Annotated in this window: 17 protein-coding genes and 1 tRNA gene; 5 read left to right on the top strand and 13 right to left on the bottom strand. The window is 56.9% G+C overall.

All coding sequences use genetic code 11. From position 1 onward, the window contains the following. Positions 1-6: 6 nt before the first annotated feature. The 7 genes from argB to ttcA all read right to left on the bottom strand — a co-directional run bounded on the left by argB (position 7) and on the right by ttcA (position 7199). Positions 7-870 (bottom strand): acetylglutamate kinase, encoded by an 864-nt coding sequence (argB, locus tag ACR0DT_RS16735; protein WP_480711850.1) that lies wholly within the window; start codon positions 868-870, stop codon positions 7-9. A gap of 115 nt (positions 871-985) precedes the next feature. Continuing rightward, on the bottom strand, positions 986-1192 hold the full coding sequence (locus tag ACR0DT_RS16740; RefSeq protein ID WP_480711851.1) for a hypothetical protein: 207 nt from the start codon (positions 1190-1192) through the stop codon (positions 986-988). A 166-nt stretch (positions 1193-1358) separates the two neighbouring features. Continuing rightward, positions 1359-2012, bottom strand: coding sequence for a ribosome biogenesis GTP-binding protein YihA/YsxC (yihA, locus tag ACR0DT_RS16745; protein WP_480711852.1), 654 nt, complete (start codon positions 2010-2012; stop codon positions 1359-1361). Continuing rightward, positions 2009-2746 (bottom strand): MOSC domain-containing protein, encoded by a 738-nt coding sequence (locus tag ACR0DT_RS16750; RefSeq protein ID WP_480711853.1) that lies wholly within the window; start codon positions 2744-2746, stop codon positions 2009-2011. The genes yihA and ACR0DT_RS16750 overlap by 4 nt, the downstream gene beginning before the upstream one ends. Continuing rightward, positions 2743-4566 carry a membrane protein insertase YidC gene (gene yidC, locus ACR0DT_RS16755; RefSeq protein WP_480711854.1) on the bottom strand — a complete coding sequence of 608 codons (1824 nt, stop codon included), beginning with the start codon at positions 4564-4566 and terminating at the stop codon, positions 2743-2745. Before yidC ends, ACR0DT_RS16750 begins: the two co-directional genes overlap by 4 nt. Positions 4567-4689: 123 nt before the next feature. Continuing rightward, entirely contained in the window at positions 4690-6234 is a 1545-nt protein-coding gene (locus ACR0DT_RS16760) for a putative bifunctional diguanylate cyclase/phosphodiesterase (RefSeq protein ID WP_480711855.1), read from the bottom strand. Between the two features lie 71 nt (positions 6235-6305). After that, positions 6306-7199 carry a tRNA 2-thiocytidine(32) synthetase TtcA gene (ttcA, locus tag ACR0DT_RS16765; RefSeq protein WP_480711856.1) on the bottom strand — a complete coding sequence of 298 codons (894 nt, stop codon included), beginning with the start codon at positions 7197-7199 and terminating at the stop codon, positions 6306-6308. Positions 7200-7311: 112 nt separating this feature from the next. On the opposite strand from ttcA, the gene ACR0DT_RS16770 reads away from it, so the two are divergent. Continuing rightward, complete coding sequence (locus ACR0DT_RS16770; RefSeq protein WP_480711857.1) at positions 7312-8256, top strand: alpha/beta hydrolase; 945 nt, start codon at positions 7312-7314, stop codon at positions 8254-8256. Positions 8257-8284: 28 nt separating this feature from the next. Here the strand turns inward: ACR0DT_RS16770 and yidD are convergent, their stop codons facing one another. The 3 genes from yidD to rpmH are packed head-to-tail and all read right to left on the bottom strand — an operon-like array spanning position 8285 to position 9103. Beyond that, positions 8285-8521 (bottom strand): membrane protein insertion efficiency factor YidD, encoded by a 237-nt coding sequence (gene yidD, locus ACR0DT_RS16775; protein ID WP_480711858.1) that lies wholly within the window; start codon positions 8519-8521, stop codon positions 8285-8287. Continuing rightward, positions 8518-8943: a ribonuclease P protein component gene (gene rnpA / locus ACR0DT_RS16780; protein WP_480711859.1), complete on the bottom strand. Its 426-nt coding sequence runs from the start codon at positions 8941-8943 to the stop codon at positions 8518-8520. Before rnpA ends, yidD begins: the two co-directional genes overlap by 4 nt. A 25-nt stretch (positions 8944-8968) precedes the next feature. After that, the gene (gene rpmH / locus ACR0DT_RS16785) at positions 8969-9103 is read right to left on the bottom strand and encodes a 50S ribosomal protein L34 (protein ID WP_005980833.1); all 135 of its coding nucleotides are present in this window, start codon (positions 9101-9103) and stop codon (positions 8969-8971) included. A gap of 296 nt (positions 9104-9399) precedes the next feature. Between rpmH and ACR0DT_RS16790 the strand changes: the two genes are divergently transcribed. The 4 genes from ACR0DT_RS16790 (at position 9400) to ACR0DT_RS16805 (ending at position 13096) form a co-directional block, all read left to right on the top strand. Next, positions 9400-10131 (top strand): TVP38/TMEM64 family protein, encoded by a 732-nt coding sequence (locus ACR0DT_RS16790; RefSeq protein ID WP_480712007.1) that lies wholly within the window; start codon positions 9400-9402, stop codon positions 10129-10131. A gap of 4 nt (positions 10132-10135) precedes the next feature. Next, on the top strand, positions 10136-11554 hold the full coding sequence (locus ACR0DT_RS16795; RefSeq protein WP_480711860.1) for a dihydrolipoyl dehydrogenase family protein: 1419 nt from the start codon (positions 10136-10138) through the stop codon (positions 11552-11554). Between the two features lie 18 nt (positions 11555-11572). Continuing rightward, entirely contained in the window at positions 11573-12955 is a 1383-nt protein-coding gene (locus ACR0DT_RS16800; protein WP_480711861.1) for a sensor histidine kinase, read from the top strand. Between the two features lie 64 nt (positions 12956-13019). Continuing rightward, a tRNA-Arg gene (locus tag ACR0DT_RS16805) sits at positions 13020-13096 on the top strand. Positions 13097-13725: 629 nt separating this feature from the next. Here ACR0DT_RS16805 and ACR0DT_RS16810 read toward each other — a convergent pair. Genes ACR0DT_RS16810 through ACR0DT_RS16820 form a run of 3 tightly spaced genes read right to left on the bottom strand, consistent with a single transcriptional unit; the run spans position 13726 to position 17021 of the window. Next, complete coding sequence (locus ACR0DT_RS16810) at positions 13726-14880, bottom strand: Gfo/Idh/MocA family protein (RefSeq protein WP_480712008.1); 1155 nt, start codon at positions 14878-14880, stop codon at positions 13726-13728. After that, on the bottom strand, positions 14880-15935 hold the full coding sequence (locus ACR0DT_RS16815; RefSeq protein WP_480711862.1) for a sugar phosphate isomerase/epimerase family protein: 1056 nt from the start codon (positions 15933-15935) through the stop codon (positions 14880-14882). Before ACR0DT_RS16815 ends, ACR0DT_RS16810 begins: the two co-directional genes overlap by 1 nt. 27 nt (positions 15936-15962) lie before the next feature. Next, positions 15963-17021: a LacI family DNA-binding transcriptional regulator gene (locus ACR0DT_RS16820; protein WP_480711863.1), complete on the bottom strand. Its 1059-nt coding sequence runs from the start codon at positions 17019-17021 to the stop codon at positions 15963-15965. Positions 17022-17027 lie beyond the last annotated feature (6 nt).

Below are 17027 nucleotides of genomic sequence, written 5' to 3' on the forward strand. Positions count from 1 at the left end.
GTTAGGTCAATCGGGGCGGATCAGCGAACCGGCACCGTGTTCGGTGAACAGCTCCAGCAACACTGCATTTGGCGCACGTCCGTCCAGAATGACAACCGCGCGTACGCCACTGTGCAGGGCGTCCAGTGCCGTTTCGGTCTTTGGGATCATCCCACCCGCAATGGTGCCATCCATGGTCATTTCGCGGATCTGCCCGGCTTTGAGCTCGGTCACAACTTCGCCGCCCGCATTCTTCACACCCGAAACGTCTGTCAGCAGCAGCAGCCGGTCCGCCTTGAGTGCCGAAGCAATCGCCCCGGCTGCGGTATCGCCGTTGATGTTGAAGGTTTCGCCATTCCTGCCAGCGCCCAAGGGGGCGATCACAGGGATCACATCATGCGCGAACAAGTTGTGCAGGATTGCCGGGTCCATTTCGGACGGAGAGCCGACAAATCCAAGCGACGGATCAGCCTGATCACAGACAATCAGGTTGGCGTCCTTGCCCGACAGACCCACTGCTTTACCACCCTGACCGTTGATCGCTTGCACGATGCGCTTGTTCACGAGGCCGGACAGAACCATTTCGACCACCTCTACAGTGGATTTGTCGGTCACGCGCTTGCCGTTCACGAACTCGGACTGGATGTTCAACTGATCCAGCATCGCGTTGATCATCGGCCCGCCGCCATGCACGACCACCGGGTTCACACCAACTTGGCGCATCAGAACGACGTCTCGGGCAAAGCTCTCCATCGCTTCGTCGCTGCCCATGGCGTGGCCACCCAGTTTGATGACGACAATGGCCCCGTCATAGCGTTGCAGGTATGGCAAAGCGCTGTTCAATGTGGCGGCGGTGGCGATCCAGTCCCGGTTCATATCTCTTGTCTTCATGGCTGCTAATCCCTCTGGCATCCCGTGTTAGGGCCTTTGGCGGGTGCTGCCAAGACCGGATAGCGGAAACATAGGGTCTGATCGGGCTGCATCGGCGCGACGCGGCTCGGATCGGTCAGTTCATGGCCCTTTTCATTGCCGGGGTGTTGCTGACCAGCAGCAGGTCAAAGATCAGCACAGCCAGCAAAGTCAGACCGACCAAAGGGAATGCCATCGCGGTAAAAAGGCCGATCACGACAGCCCCTTTCCACAACGGCAATTCCGCAGGCACCGACGTCTGCTCTAACGCCCATAGGTTGTCGTTCTGGTGTCCGCAATTCATGCTGGCGCGGATATCGTCCGACAGGGGGACAAGGGACGCTCGTCAGTGTCGTCATGCATGGGATCACCGGGATCCAGATCAACCCATTGTTCGACCATGCCGTTGCTGGTGCACGGCACCAGCAGCGCCAGTGTGGTCAGTAGAGCAAATAGACGGATCGGCAGGCTTATTCGAGATGCGCGATGATTGACCGCAGGGTCGGAATTCCGTCGCCTTTTTCGGACGAGGTCAACACGATTTCAGGAAAGGCTGCCGGATGTTTCGACAAGGCAGCGCGCACCTGATCCAGCACCTTTTCGCGGTCCTTGGCCTTAACCTTGTCTGCCTTGGTCATGACGCATTGAAAGGTCACAGCACTCGTGTCCAGCAGCTTCATGATCTCGGCATCCACCGGTTTTATCCCATGACGCGAGTCGATCAGGACAAAGGCGCGGCGCAGGGTCTGGCGACCGCTCAAATATTGCTTCAACAACCGTTGCCACTTTTCGACCACCTTCACCGGTGCGTTGGCGTAGCCATAGCCGGGCAGGTCGACCAGATACAGTTCTGGGCCTTGGGTGAAAAAGTTAATCTCTTGCGTGCGACCCGGAGTGTTCGATGCGCGCGCCAGCCCCTTTGTGCCGGTCAGCGCATTGATCAAGCTGGATTTTCCCACATTTGAACGGCCAGCAAAGCAGACCTCAAGCCGGTCGGGGGCGGGCAGGCCATTCATGGCAACCACGCCTTTGACGAACTCGGATTCGCCCGCAAACAGTTTGCGACCGCGTTCCAGCGCGAATTCATCGGGATCTTCGACCAGAGGGAAGGGGAGGGTGCTCATAGCAATTCTACCTTATCGCCGACCGAAATTGCGCCGCCCTTGATAACTTCGGCAGCGACGCCGAAATCCTGATGACCCCAGGTTTCGAGCGTGCCCAACGTATCCGCGTCGCGTACTCCGGTTTCCGGGTTGGCCGTCGTCGCCAGGCAGCGCGTGATCCGTTCGCGAACGCGGAATACGGCCTCGCCAATCTGAACCTCACGGCCCAGCCATTCAAACTCTTCCCACAGGGGCAGGCCATCCAGCCAAACGTTACCGCGCCAACGGTGGATCGACAGGTCCTGCCTCAGCTTTTGACCAACCGCACGGTGCGAGGCCAGGTTACACAGGCTAATCGAGGGGAAGTTACTGTCGGTCATACCCCGCCCCGGAACCTGGATGATCCGCGCCGAGGCAGCCCGGTCTGCGGGCATCAGGGGTTTTACCCAGTCCAGAAACGCTTGTTGATCCTCGTTTGGGACAAAGGTCAAATCCGGTCGATCCGGGTGGGACAATGTCAGAATGTCGCCGCTTGATTGCGCCGAGATGGCCATCAGCTGTGGCGCCTTTGCACCGCGGCTGAAATTGGCACAAGGGACCCACTTCGAGCCGTCCGCCTTGGACGCCTCATGCGCGACCGCCCAAACGCGATCCCCGGGCATGGTCTGCCCGGGGGTCAGTGTTACGGTCTGGACGGCTTCGCGACCATGGCTTTTGATCGGATGCCGCCAAAGCTGGGTCACTAAGGCTGTCATTTACCGTCCGTTTTCGGGGTGCGTTTGAACCCGGATTTGATGTTGCCGAACACGTCCGGCTTATAACCCTGGCTGCGCATGATCAGGTACTGCTGAGTGAACGTGATCGTGTTGTTCGCGATCCAGTAAACCACCAGCCCGCTGGCAAAACCGCCAAGCATGAACATGAACACCCACGGCATCCAGGCAAAGATCATCGCCTGCGTCGGGTCGGTTGGTGCTGGGTTCAGCTTTTGCTGCAGCCACATCGAGATCCCCAACAAGAGCGGCAGGATGCCGATGAAGATCAACGCCATAAAGCTTTCGGGTGCCGGGGCCGCCCAAGGCAACAAGCCAAAGAAGTTGAAAATCGAGGTCGGATCTGGCGCACTGAGGTCTTGGAACGGGCCAAACCATGGGGCCTGACGCAGTTCGATGGTGACGAAGATCACCTTATACAGCGAGAAGAAGATCGGGATCTGCATCAAGATCGGCAGACAGCCCGCAGCGGGGTTGACCTTTTCCTTCTTGTACAGCTCCATCATACCCTGCTGCATCTTCTGACGGTCATCACCTGCGGCCTCTTTCAGGGCTTCCATCTGCGGCTGAAGCTCTTTCATCTTTGCCATCGAGACATAAGATTTGAAGGCCAGCGGGAACAGGATCGCTTTGATGATCAGGGTCAGACCGATGATCGACCAACCCATGTTACCGATCAGCGCATTGATGTTGTGCAGCAGCCAGAAAATCGGCTTGGTCAGGAAGAAGAACCATCCCCAGTCGATGCTGTCGATAAATTTCTGCACGCCTTCCGACTGATATTCGCGGATGGCTTCCCATTCCTTAGCACCCGCGAACAGCTGGGTGGTGACCTCTTCGGTTGCGCCGGGGGCGATGGTCAGGGTCGGAAGCACCGTTTCGGTCTGATAAATCTTGCGGCGTTCGTCGTATTTTGCGGCGGCCTTGAACGGAGTTCCCGGTTCAGGGATCAGCGTGGTCATCCAATAGTGGTCAGTGAAGCCGATCCAGCCATCTTCTTTCACCTGAAACACTTCGGCCTGAGCGCGTTCGTTGGGGTCAATGTCAAAATCGCGGACATCGCCATAATCGATCTCGGCTAGCGTGCCATCGGCCATACCGATCACGCCTTCGTGCAGGATGAAAAAGTTCTTCAGACCGGGCAGATCGCCATCCTCGCCAATGCCGTGGCGGGCCAGGATACCATAAGGCGCCATGCCAACTTCGGCCTGCGAGTTGTTTTCAACCGACTGGGTGACCGTGAACATGTAATTCTCGTCCACCGAGATCATGCGGCGGAAGGTCAGCCCTTTGTCGTTTTCCCATTTCAGAGTGATCGGCGTGTCAACTCCCAGCGTCTCACCGGCCTCAACTGTCCAGTGAGTGTTCGGCCCCGGCACGTCCGCACCTGCCACTCCGGTCCCTGGCGCCCATCCATACAGCGCATAATACGCAGAGTCAGACCCAACCGGAGCCAGTAGCTCAACGATCGGGGCGCCTTCTTCGATCGAGACCTTGTAGTCTTTCAGGAACAGCTCATCAATCCGACCGCCCGACAGCGACAGGCTGCCTTTCAGGCGGGGAGTGTCGATCTCAACCCGTGGAGCCTGCTCTTCGGGCAGGGCTTCTTCGGCTGCGACTGTCGCTTCACCAACAGTGCCTGCGGCGCTGGGCGTCTGAACCTCATTGCCCTCAGTGGCGGAAATTTCAACCGTGTCTGGCGTGGTTGCCTGTTCGGGCGGAGGGAACAGCACGAACCAAACAAGGATCACGACAAAGCTGAGCGCGGTTGCAAGGATGAGATTCTTGTTCTGATCGTCCATCGGGGACAGCCACCTTAAGCAGTGAAACACACCCGGTGGGTTCAACAGAGTGCAGGCCCAAAGGTCAAGCGGATTCGCCCGTCATTTCGTCACGGAGCGCGTTTCTGTGGCGTAAATCAGCGATCACAGTCCCGTCTTGCGCCTGATTTTCGGCATTCCGGCGACCTTGTTCTGATGCGCGGTGATCCAGTCCAGCGTCTTTTCAAAAGGCATCGGCTTGCCGATCCCGAAGCCCTGAACATGGTTGCAACCCAACTGCGCCATCAGAGCATGTTCGCCTTGGGTCTCAACCCCTTCGGCCAATGTTTCGACATTCAGTTGCTCGGCCATCGTCAGGATGGCGCTGACCAGTTGCTGCTGACTGGCGTCGCGATCCGCCTTGGCGACAAAAGAGCGATCGATTTTGATCCGGGTGACATCAAACCGCTTAATCGACCCAATCGACGCATGCCCGGTGCCAAAATCGTCCAGATCAATGCAGCACCCCAGCTTTGCCATGCTGGTCACGTTTCGGGTAATCACATCGTCGGGACGACGAGAGAACACGGTTTCCAGAACTTCCACCGCCAGTCTGCCCGGTGTCAGATCATTCTGGTCCAATTCCCATTTCAGGCGGTCGATCAGGGCTGGATCACGCAACTCATCGGTTGAGAAATTTACGCCAATTCGGGGGACCATGACACCGGCGCGATCCCAGTCACGCATGGCCGCAAAAGCGTGATGCCGCATCGTTTGGCCGAATTTCTCCATCAGTTCGGCCTGTTCGGCAAAGGGCAAAAACACTTGCGGGCTTAGCACGCCTTTCTGGGGATGTTCCCAGCGGGCCAGCGCTTCGAACCCTGTGACACGTCCAGTATCGGTGGAAATCTGAGGCTGGAACCAGGGGCGAATTTCACCATTGTCCAGCGCCGTCTCAAAATCCTTACGCAGATTAGCCCGAATTCGGGAACGACGCTGTGTTTCGCTAGAAAAGGCGCGGATTGTCGAAGGCCCATTGCGTTGCGCCTCTCCCAGTGCGGCGGCTGCGGCGTCGATCCAGCCCTCGTAACGGTCACTTGACACACTGGCCAGTTGGCTGAATCCGATCGAACAGGAAACGTAGACACCAGCACCGTTCAACGAAAAGGGTTCTTCGACAACGGCCTGAATGCGCCCGGCCATCTGAATACAGGCTTCAAGATCCAGTTGATGCGACGGATGCAGGACGATTGCGATCTTGTTGGGCTCCAGCCTGGTCGCGATATCCTGCGTTCGGATAATGGAAAGAATACGGCTGCCGAATTGGTCGGTCATGTGATTTGTCGCTGCATTGCCGTGCAGATCGAGGAAATCTGCGTAGTCATCCAGTGCAATGAGGAGGCAGGCCGAATCTGAGCCATCGGACGTGGCTGTTTTGAAGATACTTTCCAGTTCACAGTAAAAGCCATCAACGGTCATCATGCCGCCGGGGGGATTACGCCGCTGAAGTTGCCTGTTAGTGCGGGCGTCAAGTGTGGACGCAGCTATAAAGACAAGAGGCAGAGCAAGGGCGACGACCACCAGAGCCCGCTCACCGCCCATCCAGAACGATGCCAAGCTAATGGCGGGCACAAAGGCCAGTGCGGCAGGGCCGCTAAGAACAGAAGTAATGGCATCGAGAACGCGTTCGAGTTTGATATGTTTCCACATCGGGTTTCTGGGCCTCTACGTTGGGCAAAGCACGTATTGGGCAACCGTAGAAAACCAATCTGAGTCAGACGTTAACGCAACTGTGGAATTTCCCCTGAATTTTCGTCTTTTTTGCCAGGATTTAGCGCAAGGTTCGCGAAATCGAACAGTTTCGGGTCCAGCAGGTGCGATGGTCGAGCGTTGGTCAGTGCCCGGAACATAACCTGCCGTCGACCTGGACTGTTCTTTTCCCATTGATCCAGAATCTGTTTCACCTGCTGGCGCTGCAGCCCGTCCTGGCTGCCGCACAGATCGCAGGGAATAATGGGATAGTTCATCGAAGTGGCAAATTTCTCGCAATCGGCCTCGGCCACATGGGCCAGAGGCCGGAATACGAACAGATCGCCTTCTTCGTTCACCAGTTTAGGCGGCATGGTGGCCAGGCGTCCGCCGTGGAACAGGTTCATGAAGAATGTTTCTAGGATATCGTCGCGGTGATGGCCCAGCACTACGGCCGAGCATCCTTCCTCGCGTGCGATGCGATACAGGTTACCCCGGCGCAGGCGCGAACACAAAGCGCAATAGGTACGACCCTGCGGAACCTTGTCCATGACGACGGAATAGGTGTCCTGATATTCGATGCGGTGGGGCACGCCCATGCGCTCCAGAAACTCAGGCAGGACGGTTGCCGGAAAGCCGGGCTGTCCCTGATCCAGATTGCAGGCCAGCAGGTCGACCGGCAGCAACCCGCGCCATTTCAATTCATGCAGAACGGCAAGCAGGGTGTAGCTGTCCTTGCCACCCGATAGGCAGATCAGCCAACGGGGCGGTTTGCCGTCCTTGTCATGAGCGGACGGGTCCACCATCCCATAGTGCTCGATGGCCTCACGGGTTTGGCGCACGATGCGTTTACGCAGCTTCTTGAACTCGGTGGTCGAGGGCGCGCCGGCAAAAAGCGGGTGGATATCGTCAGCTTCGTCAAACATGCGCCGTGGTTACAGCCGATATGGCAGGCGGGCAAGCGCGATGATCCGGATTGTAAATTTTGGGGCATAGCTGACCTGTGATAAAACGGCGTCATTTATCGAGGAGATTATTATGGACTATGCCTTTGTTGCCCGCGGCAAAAGCGGAAACGGTTTTTCTAGCGAGCCTGCAGCCAGTCATTTTCTGGAGATTCCGGATAGCGCGGATGATATGAAGCTGTCGCACAAGATCACAAAGCGAGAGTGGCGCGACAAGGTCATTTTGGCCGCTCAGGGCGGGACGACGAACCCCTATACCGAGGGCGACATCGTGTTCTACGTGCATGGGTTCAATAACTCTCAGGCGGAGGTTCTTGTGCGGCACCGAAAAATCAAAGCAGGACTAAAAGACCACGGCTTCAATGGCGTTGTTGTCAGCTTTGACTGGCCCAGCGCGGATTCGGCCTTGAATTATCTGGAGGACCGGATGGACGCCAAGCAATCGGCCTTTCGCCTGGTGAGGGACGGCGTCGCGATGTTTTCGGAGATGCAGCGACCAGAGTGTCGGATCGACTTGCACATTCTGGCACATTCGATGGGCAGCTATGTGGTGCGCGAGGCATTTGACGATGCCGATGACCGAGCCCGGATTGCCAGCAAAAGCTGGTCAGTAAGCCAGGTTATGCTGGTGGCTGGAGATCTGTCCGTCAAATCGCTTGATCCGGATAACTCCAAGTCTTCATCGCTCTATCGTCACTGCGTACGACTGACGAATTACTACAATACAATGGATGATGTACTATCGATATCTGCAGTCAAACGGATCGGGGTGGCGCCAAGGGTTGGGCGGAATGGTATGAACAGGCCGCTGCATAGCAAGGCCGCCAATGTGTATTGCGCGGCGCGCTTTAAACAAGGCGGTTTTGATGGTGGTATCAATTCCGGACACACGTTTTATTTCGATGACCCGGTGTTTCTTGAAGACGTGTTCCACACCATTTCTGGCAAGTTAGACCGCGAGGAAATCCCGACCCGCACGCACACGACGCAAGGCAATCTAGCTTTAAGGCCGAGTTGAGATCGTTATTCTTTGATTAACGTCTGCTCTAGTCTTTTGGATTTTGCTCTGGAACCGGGTCATACCCATCACCGCCCCAGGGATGACAGCGCCCGATCCGTCGGGCGGTCAGCAACGCGCCCTTGATGGCACCGTGTTTTTCCAACGCTTCCAGCGCGTAGGCCGAGCATGTGGGTTGATAGCGGCAGTTGAAACCAACCCAGGGGCTGAAAATCAACCGATAGGCCCGAACGGGCAGGGCGATGATATGAGACAGTAGGGTCATTTTCGCGCCGTGTGCACTTTGCGTAACGCATAGCGCAGATCATCCAGCAGAGCCTCGAACGGGCGCGCGGCGGTGACTTCGGCGCGACCGATCAGTACGTAGTCCCAACCGTCCTGCCCCTGAATGGGCAGCACCGCGCGCGCAGCCTCGCGCAATCGCCGCTTGGCACGATTGCGGGCCACGGCATTGCCAACCTTTTTAGAACAGGTGAACCCGACGCGAATTCCCGGGACTTCATCCGCAGCACGTTTGCGCGCCTGCACCATCATGGATGAGGTGCCCTGCCTGCGCGCGCGTGCGGCTTTCAGGAAATCGGATCGTTTCTTGAGGACGGTCAGAGTTTCAGGCACGCAAACGGATGCCGCCGGGGGCATGTCCCCGGGGTGGTTCTTACCATCCTCAGGGGCCTCCGGCGGCATCATGTTCATAACCTGATCGGTGAGCGGTTTACGCGCTCAGCGATTTGCGACCGCGTGCACGGCGTGCATTCAGGATCTTACGGCCGGCCTTGGTGGCCATGCGCGCGCGGAAACCGTGGCGGCGTTTGCGAACCAGGTTCGAAGGCTGATAGGTGCGTTTCATCGCTCCGTCTCCAATCTATGCGGTGGGGTGCGGCGCGGATTCGCCTGGCCCTAGTGTTCGAAGCCCGTCCTCTACTGGGTAGCGGGGGGTAAGTCAAACCCCTAGGTGGGGGTTTTGACGCCTTTTGCAACAATTCTGGTGCCGCGTCACGCAAAAGGTTTCAAAATAGCGATTTTACGCCCCCGATCCCTCACATTCACTGCTGTTTACATCAACGCCGCGTGAGGTCCCTGTTGTATGGGTCATCGGCGTCGCATGTTGGGGGCAGAATGAAACGCACCAAACCGGACAGCTTGATGAGCGAAACGACCCAAACCCCGCGCAGAGGCCTTGCGCGTCACGTACCTTTGCTGGTGATTCTCGCCGTGGCAGCGGTGGGGTTCTTTACGTTGGGCGATTATTTGACGTTCGAGACGTTGCGCGACAACCGCGAAGCCCTGCTGGCATGGCGGGATGCGAATTACTGGTCCATGGCGGCCGCTTTTGTGGCCATCTACATCGTCATTGTTGCCTTTTCGCTGCCCGGCGCAGCTGTGGCGTCCATGACCGGGGGGTTTCTGTTTGGTCTTTTCGCAGGAACCGTCTTCAACGTCTTTGCAGCCACCATCGGCGCATCAGCAATCTTTCTGGCCGCACGTTGGGGTTTGGGCGAGTCCCTGACTGCGCGGCTGGAGGCTTCGGAAGGCACCGTGAAAAAACTAAAGGATGGCCTGCGCGAGAACGAAATCTCGGTGCTGTTCCTGCTACGCCTTGTACCGGTCGTGCCGTTCTTTGTTGCCAATCTGGTGCCGGCACTGGTTGGGGTGAAGTTTCGTAACTTCCTGATCACCACGGCTCTGGGCATCATTCCGGGCGGCATCGTCTACACCTGGATCGGTGTCGGGTTGGGTGGCGTGTTCGACCGGGGCGAGACGCCGGACGTGTCGCTGCTGTGGGAACCCTTCATCATCGGCCCCATCCTGGGCTTGTGCGTGCTGGCCGCGTTGCCGATAGTTATCAAAGCCCTGCGCGGCAAAAAGGACGCCTGAACTCATGCAAGAACTGAAGACCGATATCCTGGTGATCGGGGCCGGGTCGGGCGGTTTGTCCGTTGCGGCCGGGGCCAGCCAGATGGGCGCAGATGTGATCCTGCTGGAAGGCCATAAGATGGGAGGCGACTGCCTCAACTTTGGCTGTGTCCCGTCCAAAGCGCTGATTGCCAGTGGCAAGACGGCTTACGGGCAGGCCCATGCCGCCTCTATGGGTGTGGCGGACGTGGTGCCGCAAGTGGATTATGCCGCCGCCAAGGATCATGTCCACGATGTGATCTCTCAGATTGAACCGATGGACAGTCAGGAACGGTTCGAAGGTTTCGGGGTCAAAGTGATCCGCGAATTCGGCAGCTTTGTTTCGCCGACACAGGTGCAGGCGGGCGATCACCTGATCACGGCGCGGCGGGTGGTGATTGCTACCGGGTCGTCCCCATTGGTGCCGCCGATCCCTGGCTTGGACCAAGTGCCGTATTACACCAACGAAACCATCTTTGAGCTGCGCGACAAGCCCGAGCATCTGCTGATCATCGGTGGCGGTCCTATCGGCCTGGAAATGGCGCAGGCCCATATCCGCCTTGGCTGTGAGGTTACGGTGATCGAGGGCATGAAAGCGCTGGGCAAGGATGACCCCGAAGCGGCAGAGGTCGTATTGGACACCCTGCGCGCCGAAGGCGTGGCGATCCACGAACGGGCGATGGTTGCCCAGATTCGTGACAATAACGGGTTGGTCGATGTCGTGACCGAGAATGGAGACATCTACACCGGCTCGCACTTGCTGGTGGCTGCTGGACGCAAGGCCAATACAGATCGTCTGAATCTGGAAGCCGCAGGGATCGAGCCGACCCGTACGGGCATCAAGGTGGACGCCTCGCTGCGCACCTCGAACCGCAAGGTCTATGCCATCGGCGATGTGGCGGGCGGGCTGCAATTCACGCATGTGGCGGGCTACCATGCCGGGATCATCATCCGCTCGGCCTTGTTCGGGCTGCCGTCTAAGGCGAAAACGGCGCATATTCCCTGGGCCACCTATACGGACCCTGAACTGGCGCAGGTCGGTCTGACCGAGGCGCAGGCCCGCGACAAGCATGGCGACGGGTTCGAGATCGCGCGCTTTGACTATCACCACAACGACCGCGCCATTACCGAGCGCAAGACGAAAGGCTTCATTAAGGTCATGGTCGTAAAAGGTCGTCCGGTGGGCGCTACAATCGTGGGTCATCAGGCAGGCGAACTGATCAACTTGTGGTCGCTGGCGCTGGCCAATAATCTGAAGATGGGGCAGATCGCCGCGATGGTTTCGCCCTATCCGACGATCGGAGAGCTTAACAAACGGGTGGCGGGTGCCTATTTCACGCCAAGGCTTTTTGAGAATCAAATGGTTAAACGAGTGGTCGGGTTCGTCCAACGCTGGATCCCCTGACCGGAAAAGGAGCGCAAAGTGAACTCGCTGTCGGGCCGATTTCTGATCCTGACGACGGTCTTCGTCATGTTGGCCGAGGTGTTGATCTTTGTCCCCTCGATTGCGCGGTTTCGCGAAGATTTCCTGCTGAACCGGCTGGAACGCGCGCAGATCGCCTCGCTGGCCTTGTTGGCCGATGACATGCTGGCCGAAGACCTTGAGGCCGAGTTGCTGGTCAATGCAGGCGTTTATAACGTTGTGCTGCGGCGCGATGAAATTCGGCAGTTGATGCTGTCCTCGCCCATTCCGGAACAGATCGCCAATACTTATGATCTGCGCGACGCCAGCCCGTGGGTTTTGATCCGGGATGCCATGTCGCGCCTATTTAACCCGGAAAACGAGGTCATTCGCGTGATTGGTGAGCCGGTTAAAGAGGCTGGGCTGCTGATCGAGGTCACGACAGACAGCAAGCCGCTACGAATGGCGATGACGGACTATGGCCTGCGTATTCTGGGCCTGTCCTTTGTCATCTCGATCATCACTGCGTTTTTCCTGTTCCTCGCCGTGCGCGTTGTTCTGGTGAAGCCGATCAAAGGTGTCGTGGGGTATATGCAGCGCTACGCAGGTGCCCCTGAAGATGCCCGCGGGATAATCTCGCCCAATTCCAAGGTGACCGAGCTGCGCGAAGCCGAAGAGGCGCTGCAGCAGTTGCAGACCGAACTGACTCAAGCCCTGAAACAGCGTGAACGTCTGGCGCAGCTGGGTGGTGCTGTGGCCAAGGTCAGCCATGACCTGCGCAACATCCTGACCTCGGCGCAGCTGTTCACAGACCGGATTGAGGCTAGCGATGACCCGCTGGTGCGGCGCATGGCACCAAAGCTGGTGAATTCGATCACGCGGGCCGTATCCCTGTGTGAAAGCACGCTGGCCTTTGGCCGGGCGGAAGAGCCCGCACCGACACTGACCATGGTGCCCTTGCACGACGTGGCAGAAGACGTCGTGGCCAGCGAGAAACTTGCCATTGCTGATGCCTGTGTTGAGATTGTTAACGAAGTGCCTAGCGATCTCGTGGCCCGCGCGGATCCTGAACAGATTTTTCGCGTCATAATGAACCTGGTACGAAACGCACGTCAGGCGTTGGTTGCGTCGGGCAAACCGGGCCGGATCACGATCGCGGGTTGCGAGCACGGCAATGACTGGTGCGTCGAAATCAAGGATAACGGTCCGGGTCTGCCGCCTAAGGCACGTGAAAACCTGTTTACTCCGTTTCAGGGCGGGGTGCGCAAAGGTGGGTCGGGCCTTGGTCTTGCCATCTCGCAGGAACTTGTGCGTGGTCACGGCGGAGAACTGGTTCTGAGCGAGACCGGACCCGAGGGAACCACCTTTGAAATCAGGCTGCCACGGGGCGACGTGACTTTTTAGATTTTTTTTGAAGAATCGGCTTGCACGTCCCCTGAGGTGGGTCTACATAGCGCCTCACCAACGCGGACCGATAGCTCAGCTGGATAGAGTACTTGACTACGAATCAAGGGGTCGGGGGTTCGAATCCTCCTCGGTCCGCCATTTGGTGAATGTTGAACGTCACACGAATCTGACCCAAGCGTCATAGTTGGACCAGAAAAGCAGGGAACGTTCGACATTAGAAGGCGCCCAAAGTTGGACATCAGTTGAATTTGACGTCTGCGTCATAAACTGACTCATTTCCCCCATCTCAGACTCCCGCAGACAGTTTCGTTTGCTCTGACTCCCTCTTTGGAAAATCAGGGCTGTATTACAGGTCAGACAGCGAAGCTGCCTGTTCTTGCTAATCTGCCACGTGGCGAACGCGGGAGGGGGCGAGGCAACGCTATTCGTCAGGGGGGTGCGGGCCGCAGGCGCAGCCGAGGGTACGGCCTTGTCTAAAAGGGTTGCCCGAGGGGTAGGGCCGCGCCCTCACCCTGACGGCCAGGGGTATTTGACTTGTCTAAATCCCGCTAGCCCACGAAGGGAAAGTGAGGGGAAGAAGGCCCGCCGCCATTTGCGATTGTACAATTCTGCCAAACTGCAAAAAGCAATTGGGCACATAGCTGCCGTTCAGAGACGTTCGTGGTTTGTCGTTCCGGAGTGTTCATCTATATGTTGGGTGCGCTTCGGTTTTTGGCAGATACCCGTGCTGCCTTCCAAGATTTCTGCCTTATGCCCACAACCAGATTTTAAGTTAAGTTGACCCAAGCCGCATTCCTTGAAGAGCTTTGCACGCATGCGGCCACAAATTTTACTCCATTGAGTCCGTCATGAACCGTTGGATAAACAACTGACACGTCAGGTGAAATCCCATTTCGGAAGGCATGGATTGCCTCTGCGGCCTCTCCATAGATATTCGCGAACCCCTCAAGATATCCCTCGGGGTGTCCCGGAGGAACTCTACTCAACCGATTGGCTGCGTCACCAGCTCCAGCTCCATTTCGGGTGATCAAACGTTTGGGTTCGTTGTATGGCGTGAACCAAAGGTAATTGGGATCTTCTTGGGCCCACTCCAGCCCACCTTTTTCGCCGTAGACCCGCAACCGAAGTGCGTTTTCATTTCCGGGAGCCACCTGAGAAGACCACAACATACCCCGCGCTCCGCCTTCAAAGCGTAGCAAGACATGCGCGTTGTCATCGACTTTGCGCCCCGGCACAAAGGCCTGCAAATCCGCGGCAAGGCTTTCCGCCTTCAACCCGGTCACAAAGCAAGCGAGGTTGTAAGCATGAGTCCCGATGTCACCGGTTGATCCACCCGCGCCCGAGCGTTCGGGATCGGTTCGCCACTCAGCCTGTTTGAAATCCTGCTGCTCGGTCAGCCAGTCCTGGGGGTATTCAACCTGAACCACGCGGATCTTGCCGATATCTCCGTTAGCGACCATTTCACGCGCCTGCCGAACCATCGGATAGCCCGTGTAATTGTGGGTCAAAATGAATAGGGCATTCGCGCTTTCTGCTGCATTGACTAGCTTTTTTGCATCGGCAAGAGTCGAGGTGAGTGGCTTGTCACAAATTACATGAATACCGCGCTTCAGGAATTCACGCGCGGCTGCATAGTGGACGTGATTTGGCGTGACGATTGAGACCGCCTCGATCCCGGATTTCAGCCGGGCTTCCCTTATCGCCATTTGTTTGAAGTCTTCATAGACCCGTTCCAGCCCCAACGCCTGACCACTTTCAAGAGATTTCTTTGGCGTCGAAGACAAAGCACCGGCAACCAATTCAAACTTGTCGTCCAGTCGCGCCGCTATTCGATGAACGCCACCTATGAAGGCGTCGTTCCCGCCGCCAACCATGCCAAGTCGAATGCGGCCTGAGGCTTCTTCATTGCGTCCTGTGACCATCATTCAATCCCCAGCATTTTACGATTGGCTGCTTCGTCTGCGCCACCATCAGCGAAATCATCAAAGGCTTTCTCAGTCACACGAATAATGTGATCTGACACAAACTGAGCGCCTTCACGCGCTCCATCCTCGGGGTGTTTGAGGCAGCATTCCCATTCGACAACTGCCCAACCATCAAAGTCATTTGCTGCCATTTTTGAAAAGACCGCCCCGAAATCCACCTGGCCATCACCAAGCGACCGGAAGCGCCCGGCACGATCGACCCAGCTTTGATACCCGGAATAAACACCCTGTCGGCCGGTCGGGTTAAACTCGGCATCTTTGACATGGAACATCCGAATCCGATCTTTGTAGATGTCGATATTGTCCAGATAGTCGAGGCATTGCAGCACGTAGTGCGACGGGTCGTACAACATGCAAGCGCGTGGGTGATTGCCTGTCCGTTCAAGAAACATCTCGTACGTTACGCCGTCGTGGAGGTCCTCGCCTGGGTGAATTTCGTAACAGACGTCAACGCCGCATTCCTCGGCGTGATCCAGTATTGGCACCCAACGACGAGCAAGCTCCTCGAATGCCGTTTCGATCAAGCCAGCAGGGCGCTGCGGCCAAGGATAGACATAGGGCCATGCCAATGCGCCTGAGAATGTCGCATGCGCTGTAATACCCAAGTTTTTCGAAGCAGATAGCGCTTTTTTAACTTGGTCTACCGCCCATTCTTGCCGGGCTTTCGGGTTTCCTCTGACGCTTTCGGCTGCAAAACCATCAAACGCACTGTCATAGGCCGGATGAACGGCCACAAGTTGGCCCTGAAGGTGGGTTGAAAGTTCAGTGACTTCGACGCCATTTTCCTTGGCTTTGCCTTTGAATTCATCGCAATAACTGGCGCTGGATGCGGCTTGTTCCAGGTCGAACAACCGGCCATCCCAACTGGGTACCTGAACGCCTTTGTATCCACAGTCAGCCGCCCATTTAGTGATCGCGTCCCACGAACTGAACGGCGCTTCGTCCCCCGCGAATTGCGCAAGAAACAAAGCTGGACCTTTGATTGTTTTCATAAAATTTCCTCCCCAAAACCTGAGCCTCTATGGCGGTAAATTTTCCTTCAGATAGATGTCGATACGGATACGTTCCTGTGCTTTGTTGAACGGAACCTTGTCCGAAGTTGCGCGCAATAGACGGACAGCAGAACGAACAATGTGCCCGGTATCTTGCGAGATTAAGGCGTCAAATGTGCCAAGCCTAAGCGCCTCACGACTGAGCGGAGTAAGCTCATGAGCTATGATCACCAGATCTTTGCTGAGTTTGTTCTCTGAAAGAAATTGAATCAGGCCCGCATTGCCCGCTGCTGACGAGTATATTCCGACCAGATCCGGATAGGTTTCAAAGATTTCGGGCATCATCCTGTAAATCAGATCCGGGTCATCCCGGCCCTCGACAGACGCTACGACTTCCAGGTTCGGAAATTCCTCAGCCACAACAAGGTCAAAGCCTTGACGACGCTCCAGGTGGTCACGCGCCAAACGGGATCCTGTAAGAACCAAGACCTTGCCTTCGCGATGGACAAATCGTCCCATCAGGTGAGCGGCGGTTCGTCCTGCCGAAACGTTATCAATTCCGACAAAGTGGTCTCGCTCAGAACTTGGCAAGTCAGACACCAAGGCAACAACCGGAACGCCTTTGTCCCTGAGCCTTTTTACAGCGTCGCGGACAGAAGGCGTTTCGGGCCCGAAAACGGCGACTCCGTCAACGTCCAAACTGTCGACAGCATCTAGAATGTTGACGATATCTTGCGGCTCGAACGGAGCGACGTTCTTTACTGCAATGCGCGTCCGTTGGATAAATTGGTCACGTGTTTGTTCAGCGATCTGACTGCTTATTGCCTCCACAAACTCGTTGTCCGTGTCTGGTAAAATAAAGAGGAAATTGTAGACGCGGTTTCGCGCCAGGTTGGCTGCGGCGGTGTCGCGCACATACCCCAGCTCATCAATCGCCTTCTGTACTTTCTGTACAGTCACTGCTCGCACGCCGGGGCGTCTGTTCAAGACCCGATCAACGGTCGCCAGGCTGACACCCGCCACGCGAGCGATGTCATTAACGGTTGGCTTTTTCACCAATTCTAGTTTTTGTTTTTGATCTTCCACGTGTTC

The sequence above is a fragment of the Ruegeria sp. BI11 genome (genome assembly GCF_056538005.1).